Origin of the sequence: Aeromonas lacus (assembly GCF_000764665.1) — a bacterium.
GTDB lineage: Bacteria > Pseudomonadota > Gammaproteobacteria > Enterobacterales > Aeromonadaceae > Aeromonas > Aeromonas lacus.
Genome location: NZ_JRGM01000028.1, coordinates 1 through 7231 on the forward strand (window position 1 = coordinate 1; position 7231 = coordinate 7231).

The 7231-nt window shown below is 57.3% G+C and carries 8 protein-coding genes; all 8 read left to right on the forward strand.

The genetic code is table 11. From position 1 onward, the window contains the following. The coding region (locus LG31_RS21150; protein WP_033113307.1) for a DUF6387 family protein at positions 1–402 on the forward strand (402 nt) is incomplete at its 5' end. A 111-nt stretch (positions 403–513) separates the two neighbouring features. After that, on the forward strand, positions 514–744 hold the full coding sequence (locus LG31_RS0104480; protein WP_033113308.1) for a helix-turn-helix domain-containing protein: 231 nt from the start codon (positions 514–516) through the stop codon (positions 742–744). A gap of 16 nt (positions 745–760) precedes the next feature. Further along, positions 761–1081 (forward strand): ogr/Delta-like zinc finger family protein, encoded by a 321-nt coding sequence (locus LG31_RS21820; RefSeq protein WP_084059540.1) that lies wholly within the window; start codon positions 761–763, stop codon positions 1079–1081. Next, a complete protein-coding gene (locus LG31_RS20110) occupies positions 1078–1707 on the forward strand; it encodes a GPO family capsid scaffolding protein (protein WP_050513404.1) in 630 nt (209 codons plus the stop codon). Before LG31_RS21820 ends, LG31_RS20110 begins: the two co-directional genes overlap by 4 nt. Before the next feature lie 12 nt (positions 1708–1719). Continuing rightward, positions 1720–3390 (forward strand): P2 family phage major capsid protein, encoded by a 1671-nt coding sequence (locus tag LG31_RS21550; protein WP_238567475.1) that lies wholly within the window; start codon positions 1720–1722, stop codon positions 3388–3390. 387 nt (positions 3391–3777) lie between these two features. After that, positions 3778–3945 carry a host cell division inhibitor Icd-like protein gene (locus tag LG31_RS21555; RefSeq protein ID WP_238567476.1) on the forward strand — a complete coding sequence of 56 codons (168 nt, stop codon included), beginning with the start codon at positions 3778–3780 and terminating at the stop codon, positions 3943–3945. After that, entirely contained in the window at positions 3942–4193 is a 252-nt protein-coding gene (locus LG31_RS0104505; RefSeq protein ID WP_019444965.1) for a hypothetical protein, read from the forward strand. Before LG31_RS21555 ends, LG31_RS0104505 begins: the two co-directional genes overlap by 4 nt. Beyond that, entirely contained in the window at positions 4190–6922 is a 2733-nt protein-coding gene (locus tag LG31_RS0104510; protein ID WP_033113309.1) for a DUF927 domain-containing protein, read from the forward strand. The genes LG31_RS0104505 and LG31_RS0104510 overlap by 4 nt, the downstream gene beginning before the upstream one ends. Positions 6923–7231 lie beyond the last annotated feature (309 nt).

The window sequence follows — 7231 nt, forward strand, 5'->3', positions numbered from 1 at the left end:
CTTGAGAATAGTTCGAATGATGAGATTTTATCTTCGCTGAAAAGTTTGCTCTCTGTATGGCGCAAAGAATTAGAGATTGGTGAAGTAAGAAAACGACCATTGCAGGTCAAAGGGCATACAACGCTCAATAAAATAATAGACTATAAGTTAATTGAGTTGATGGATGTGTTGATTGTATTGAAAGTAGCTAATTGCCATATTTGTTATGAACGACTGCAAGAGTATCTTTATTTTGATAGTAGGTATAAAGATTGGGGGGCCGATAAAATAAAAAGGACAGTTATTCCACTGTCTAAGAAGTTTACAGATGAGCTTTATTTGAGAACCTTAAAAAATAGTTTGTCTGGCGACAACAAACTGTACTCGATTGTTGCCTCTATCTATGAACCATCCAGTGCCTAACACGTCCAGGCATCATTAACACCCAGACACAAAAATCACTTTTTCATTTTTGTTCCGGTATTAAACATGAAATATGGAAGATAGCTCTCGTAAACCAAGAGGGCTATCAATATGACATCATCTACCAGCCAAACCATTAGTAATCGCCTCACTCGCCGTGAGGCTGCCGCTTACCTTGGGTTGTCTGAGAAGACCCTCGGGGTCTGGGCCAGCAATGGCCGCTATGAACTCCCTTACTACAAGATTGGCAACCGTACCCTCTACGAACGCGCCGATCTCGATGCGTTCCTCGCCTCCCGCAAGATGCTGCATTCCAGCAAACCTGCAAACCCCATCCAATAACCCTGGAGGTACTCACATGCGCGTGATGTGTACCGAGTGCGGTCAGTTGGGCCGCATTACCAAGACCAATCGCCTGACGGCGGGGGTCGCCAATCTTTATTGCCAGTGTACCGATGCCGAGTGTGGTCACTCTTGGGTGTCCACCCTGGCCTATAGCCACACCTTGAGCCCATCGGCCAAGAACGCTACAGCGATGGCCATCACGCTGGCGCAAGGGCTGTCGCCCGAGGCGCACGGCTCACTGTGCAAGAGCGTGAACGAGCGGCAGCAGCAGCTCGACATACTGGCCGCGCAAGAGCGCGAAAAGCCGGTGGTTACACTGCGGAGGGTGGTATGAGTAGCCAAATCAAAACCGGTTGGGTGTGCATCGCCACTGCGGGGCAAACACTGGACGGCCGCAATATCAGCCCCGAGAGCCTGCGCCAGATGGCCGAGGTATACGACCCGGGTTTCTATACCGCGAGGCTCTGGCCGGAGGGGGCGCGCACTCGCCCGCTTGGCTCTGTGGATGCCTTGAAGGTGCAGGAAGAGGGCGACCAGCTCAAGCTGATGGCGATACTTTGCCCGACCCTTGAGCTGATTGACCTCAACATCAGCGGCAGCCACGGCTTTTGCACCATTGAGGCGGCTGAAAACTTCGCTGGCACCGGCCAGTGGTATCTAGCGGGGGTCTCTGTCACCGACCAGCCGACCATCACGGGGCTGACCCAACTGCAATTTAGTGCCAAGCGACCCGAGGCGCGCCCGCTCTTGGTGCCAGCCTCTTTGCCTGTGCCCGTCCCCACCAAGCCGGTGAACCGGACGCTAGACCCTGACCGCATGTTCAAGCAGCTGGAAACCTTGCTGTCGGACATCGACAGCATCAACAAAAAGCTCGCCAGCATGATGCCCTGCCCGCCAGACCCGCCCACTGCTGACCGCCGTGATAACCCCGACTCTGCCAACACCTACCGCCTCTACTAAGGAGCCTTTCTGATGACCTTATCTGACCTGCTGCGCGATGTGCGCATGAGTTTTGCCCCCGCGCCGCAACCCAGTTTCGGCAACCTCGATAACGCCACCAGTATGGCCCTGACGGCGGCCATTTTGCAGGCCGTCCCGTTCCTGTGGATGGTCTCTATCTTGGGTGTGGATGACCCGCACGCCCCGCGCTTTGACCCGCTCAAGCCGACCCTGCGCAGTGGCCGCAAGGCGCAAGCGCGTTTCATGGTTCCAGCCAAGCCGAGTAAGCGGGCTCACCAATACGAAGAGATGGACAGCAGCGTTATCTGGACGTGGCAACAGCTGGCCCAGATGCTGGAAGGGCTCGACCAGCGCCAAGCCAACACCCTGCTCGAAGAGCTGGCCTTGGCTGCCTTTGGTGATGACCTGATACGGGTCGGTTTCCATGGCCAGTCTGCCGCCGTCAATACCGACCCCGTTGCCAACCCCAACGGGGAGGATGTGATGATGGGCTGGCCCGCCTTGGCCAAGGCGGCTGACCCCGAAGGGCTGCGGGTGCTGCGCGATGCGGTCACCTTCTCAACCAGCGGCAAGGGCGATTTCGCCGACCTCGACAGCATGGTGTATGCCCTGATTGAGAAGCTGCCCGAGGCATACCGCCAAGACCCGCGCTTGGTGGTGATGGTCGGCGGCGACCTGTTGCGCGCCCACCAGAAAGCCCACCTCAAGGCCGGACAGGTACGGGATAAAACCCAGCGCATGAAGATTGCGGATTTGGGCTTTGTCTCGCACCAGCACATGCCGAGCACCTATCTGGCCATCACGCTGGTCGAGAACCTGCAGGTGCTCACCGTCAACCATACCCACCGCCTCACGGCGGGCGACATTGACGACTTGGCCAGCTGGGGCATTCGCTACAACCGCGCCCAGTCCTACGCCTTGGGCGAGCCGACCGCCTACGCCGCACCCTTGCCACCGAGGAGTAACCCCATGCAACAAACCTCCACCTTGCACGCCGTGCCGACTGCCCCCGCAGCGACCCGAGCCAGCCGACTGGATGAACACGTGGCCCTGTTTCAAAGCGAGCACAGCAAGCTGATGGAACTCGACCAAGAGATATTGACCTTGCGCGAGCAGCGCAAAAACCTGATGGCGCAAATCCCGTCCGCCAAGGCGCGCCGTGAGGAGCTGCGCCAAGGACGGATTAACCAGCTAATGGGCGGAATGGTGTCCCTGGAAGCGGCGCGGGAGTACCGCGAGCTGACCGAACTGCTGGACGATGCCAACGCGGCAGCCACGTTGTCGGAGTGTCAGGAGAAGCGCTTGGCGTTGCCGCTCTATCAGACCCAGCTGGCGGTGAACAGCGCCCAGAGCATGGTCGCCGGATGTTATGAAAGCTACCTCGACCACAAGCTGGCACCCGCCATCTTGCCCAACCTCAAGCAGCAGCTGGCCGAACTGGCGGCCCTGACCTGCGCCAAGGGTTGCATCATCGGGATGGAAGGTGCGCGCCGCTGGGCGCTAAACGAGTTGGGTTCGGCCCTCAAAGAGGCAATGAGCGGCGAGCAGGTGGCGCTGGAGGGCGACAGCCCCGCTGCCCGTAAGGCTCTCCTCACCTCAACCCGCCCCCAGTGTGCCGACCTGCTGGCCCTGTGTGACAGTCCAGGCAAACGCCAATGCCTGCAACGGGAGTTGGAGGAGTAACCGCCCAGAAAAACAAAAGGGAGCCTGCCAGGGCTCCCTATTTACTTACCCCACCCCCAAATCCAGAGGAGCAAGCCCATGCACCATAGCAAAGCCCCTGATCCCCAGCAAGAGTTGCATCCACAGATCAATTCGGATAGCCTTCCGATCACCAAGGGCCTAGACACCCCTTGGTATGGCTGGCGGATTAGACACCCGCAGGCAATGACTAAACCAAGGACAATTTGCACCATTTCCCCCATCTTCGGCCTCATGCCGGAGATCTATCCTTTTTTGGGGGCATGGGTCGGGAGCCAAAGAAAACGCCCCCACTGTGCCTTCCTTGGTTTGGCACTGTCTTGCGGCTACCCGATCCGCCTTGGTCTACCAAAACCAAGGATAGTAATCATGATCTTCACCTTCCTGATCGCCACTCATGGTAGGGTCTCTGACCTTCACCGTATACGCACCATTTCTGCCGTCGCTGATACCGAAGCCCAAGCGCGCGCCAATCTGCCTGGCTTGCCGCTCGTGTTTGTTGCCCGTATTCCCAATGCGAAAAGGGGGCAAGCATGAACATCCATCAGAACCCCTCAAAAGAGCTTACCCGCGTCACTGCTGAACTGGATACGTCAGTCTGTGCCCTTCATACCCTTTCCCATTTGCTGTCCGCCAGCGTGGATTGGGAGCGTAAGAGCCGCATCGACCATGAAGAGTTTACCTATGGCCTTTCCGGCCTGCTCAAAGCACTGGCGAAAGACATAGACACCAACTCTTGCCGGATCAGTGAGTTGAATGATCGGCTGCCAGGAGGTGAGTCATGACCTCTATTCGCATTGTCTCTGATGTCTCCTTGGCAGCCCGTGGCCAATGGCCCTTTATCCTGGCTGAACTTGGCCTATCGGTTCCCAAGCGTGGCCAGCATGGCCCATGCCCTGCCTGCGGTGGTAAAGACCGGTTTCGCCTGGATGACAAGGAGGGGCGGGGCACCTGGATTTGTTCCCAGTGCGGCGCCGGTGATGGCTTAACCCTTCTGGCCAAGGCCACCCACAAGAGCACCAAGGAGGCCGCCCAAGAGGTGGCCACCTTGCTCGGGTTATCCCCAGACGGTCTCGATGCAAAGGAGGTCGCCGCCCGCCGACAGAACGCCGAGCAGGTAGCAGCCAAAGCCAGACAGGATGAAGAGAAAGCCAAGCGCAAAGCCTGCACCAGGGCCGCCTCAATCATGGGGGATTGCGTTAAGGGCCGTAGCCCCTATCTCTCCCTCAAGCACCTGCCCGACTGGCTGGCAGATACCAATCAGACCCTGATCCGAGAAGCGCGGCACAACTTCCCCCAGGGCTCCCTGGTTATCCCGCTCACGGATGAACATGATCAGCTGGTCAACGTCCAGCTCATCAACCCCCAGGGGGAAAAGCGCTATTTGGCCGGTGGCCAGAAAGCAGGGGCATTTCACCGGTTAACCGGCGGGCTACGGGTGGCAATCTGTGAAGGTTACGCAACGGGGGTATCTGTCCATTTGGCGACAGGGGCAACCGTCTATTGCGCCATGGATGCAAGCAATCTGCTGGCCGTGGCTGAGATTGCCAAGCGCCGAGAAGGTACAGAGCCGATCCTGATTGCCGGTGACAACGATGCCCATATTGATGGCAACCCTGGCCAAGCCAAAGCCCAAGAAGCAGCAACAGCGATAGGGGGGCTGATCTGCCTTCCTGGTGAAGCTGGTGACTGGAACGATTACCACCAGGCCCATGGGCTGCTCGATACCAAGAAGGCGATCATGACCTCTATCGCAGATACCAAGACCCCAGCAGAACAAACCCCCGAGTCGTCAGAGCTCCCCGACAACTACAGCATGGGGAAAGATCGCCTCTTTGCCATGGAGTGGCGCGGCAAGGGGGAGGAGGCCGAACGGGTGCCGGTGCCGATCAGTTCCCCACTACATGTCAGGGCGATCACCCACACCGAGCAGGGACAAGGCTTTGGCAGGTTGCTGGAGTGGCGTGATACCAACGGCAAGACCCGCCGTTGGGCAATGCCCATGCGTATGCTGGTTCACAAAGGCGGCGAGGAGGTATTCGGCCAGCTGGCAGAAAGCGGGCTCAGTTACATCAACATGAGCAAAAAGAACCTGCTGCGCGATTACCTGATGAGCTGCCAGCCACAAGCTAGGATCACTTGTGTCGATCGCACTGGTTGGCACAAACGGGCCTATGTGCTGCCAAATGGCAACTTGGGGCCAGATGCCAATGAGGTGATCCTGCAAACCACCGGCTATGTGAATAACGACTTCACCGCATCCGGCACCTTGGCCGAGTGGCAAGCCCAGGTTGCCGCTCTGGCGGTTGGTAATAGTCGGTTAGCCTTTGCCATATCGTGTGCCTTTGCTGCGCCCCTGCTATCACTGATCGGGGTAGAGGGGGGCGGATTTCACCTGAAAGGCGAGAGTACCGACGGCAAGACCACCGTCATGATGGCCGCTGCCAGCGTATACGGCCCCGAATCGTTCACTCATACCTGGCGTGCGACCGGTAACGCGATAGAAGGGATTGCCAGTCGCCGCAATGATGCCTTGCTGTGCCTGGATGAAATCAAGGAGGTGGATGGTCGGGAGGCCGGTCTGGTGGCCTATATGCTGGCCAACGGACAGGGCAAGGGGCGGAGTCGCCAAGATGGGGAGCTGCGCGAGCGCAAGCAGTGGCGTCTACTGTTCCTCTCCACTGGTGAACTTTCCCTGGAAGACCATGCCGAGCAAGCGGGCCAGCGCACCTTTGCCGGTATGGAGATTCGCACTATCCAGATCCCGAGCGACACAGGCAAGCATGGTGCGTTTGAGGAGCTGCACGGCATGGCCGATGGCCGCCAGTTCGCCGATACCCTGCGTGAGCGCCTGCAAGGGCAACACGGCACTGCTTTTCGTGCTTATGTTGAGGCATTGGCCAATGACCTAAACGGGCACAGCGCATGGATGAAGGGCGAGATCCGCCGATTGGTCACGACCATGACCCCAGAGGGGGCAGGTAACCAGGTAGGGCGAGCTATTAACCGCTTTGCCCTGGTTGCAGCAGCTGGTGAGCTGGCCACTCGCTTAGGGATCACTGGATGGCAAGCCGGAGAGGCCACCAAGGCAGCACGAGTTTGTCTTGATGCGTGGCTTGCCGATCGTGGCCATCTTGGCAACCAGGAAGACGCAGCAACCCTGCGACAGATCCGTCAGTTCTTCACTGCTTACCAGTACAGCCGGTTTGCGGATTGGGATGATAGTAATCACCGTCCATCCCAGATGGTTGGCTATCGAAAGAATCCCAAAGTGGGAGATGATGAAGGGGTCGTATTCCTGGTGTTGCCCGAAGGTTGGAAAGAGATTAATCGTGGCCGCGATTTCAAAAAGGCTGCCAAACTGGCCGTGTTGGCAGGTTGGATCATCAAGGCTGCGCCAAACAAGACTCAAGCGCTTGTGCGCCTTCCAGGAATGGAGAACAAACCGACCAGGGTGTATGTGCTCGGGCATCAAGTGTTGTCTGATGGCGATGATTTGACAGAGGCGGTATGAGTTTGCCAAGAAGTGATTAGGCTACCTTTGGTAGCCCTTTTTGTGAGCACACAAACCGAATGGGTCTCATTGGGCTTTTTGTATAAAAGAGCTTGTTTGTATGGCAACGCTTTGGACTGCCACTCTTGAGCATGAGCAACTATGACCGCGTACTATCTGTCCAAGTGTATCCTCTTGTCGCGCGATGCGCACAAAAGTAGTCGTTGTGTCACTTTTCCACCCATTATGGTGGACTTGGGTCCATTTGGTGTGCATAGTTAGCGTTAATAGACAAAATTTTGTCTAAAAGGGGATGTCATGATTCTTAAG

What these genes read in the sequence shown, in the direction of transcription:
- LG31_RS0104480 (WP_033113308.1), top strand. Translation starts at nt 514, where the DNA reads ATGACATCATCTACCAGCCAAACCATTAGTAATCGCCTCACTCGCCGT.
- LG31_RS21820 (WP_084059540.1), top strand. Translation starts at nt 761, where the DNA reads ATGCGCGTGATGTGTACCGAGTGCGGTCAGTTGGGCCGCATTACCAAG.
- LG31_RS20110 (WP_050513404.1), top strand. Translation starts at nt 1,078, where the DNA reads ATGAGTAGCCAAATCAAAACCGGTTGGGTGTGCATCGCCACTGCGGGG.
- LG31_RS21550 (WP_238567475.1), top strand. Translation starts at nt 1,720, where the DNA reads ATGACCTTATCTGACCTGCTGCGCGATGTGCGCATGAGTTTTGCCCCC.
- LG31_RS21555 (WP_238567476.1), top strand. Translation starts at nt 3,778, where the DNA reads ATGATCTTCACCTTCCTGATCGCCACTCATGGTAGGGTCTCTGACCTT.
- LG31_RS0104505 (WP_019444965.1), top strand. Translation starts at nt 3,942, where the DNA reads ATGAACATCCATCAGAACCCCTCAAAAGAGCTTACCCGCGTCACTGCT.
- LG31_RS0104510 (WP_033113309.1), top strand. Translation starts at nt 4,190, where the DNA reads ATGACCTCTATTCGCATTGTCTCTGATGTCTCCTTGGCAGCCCGTGGC.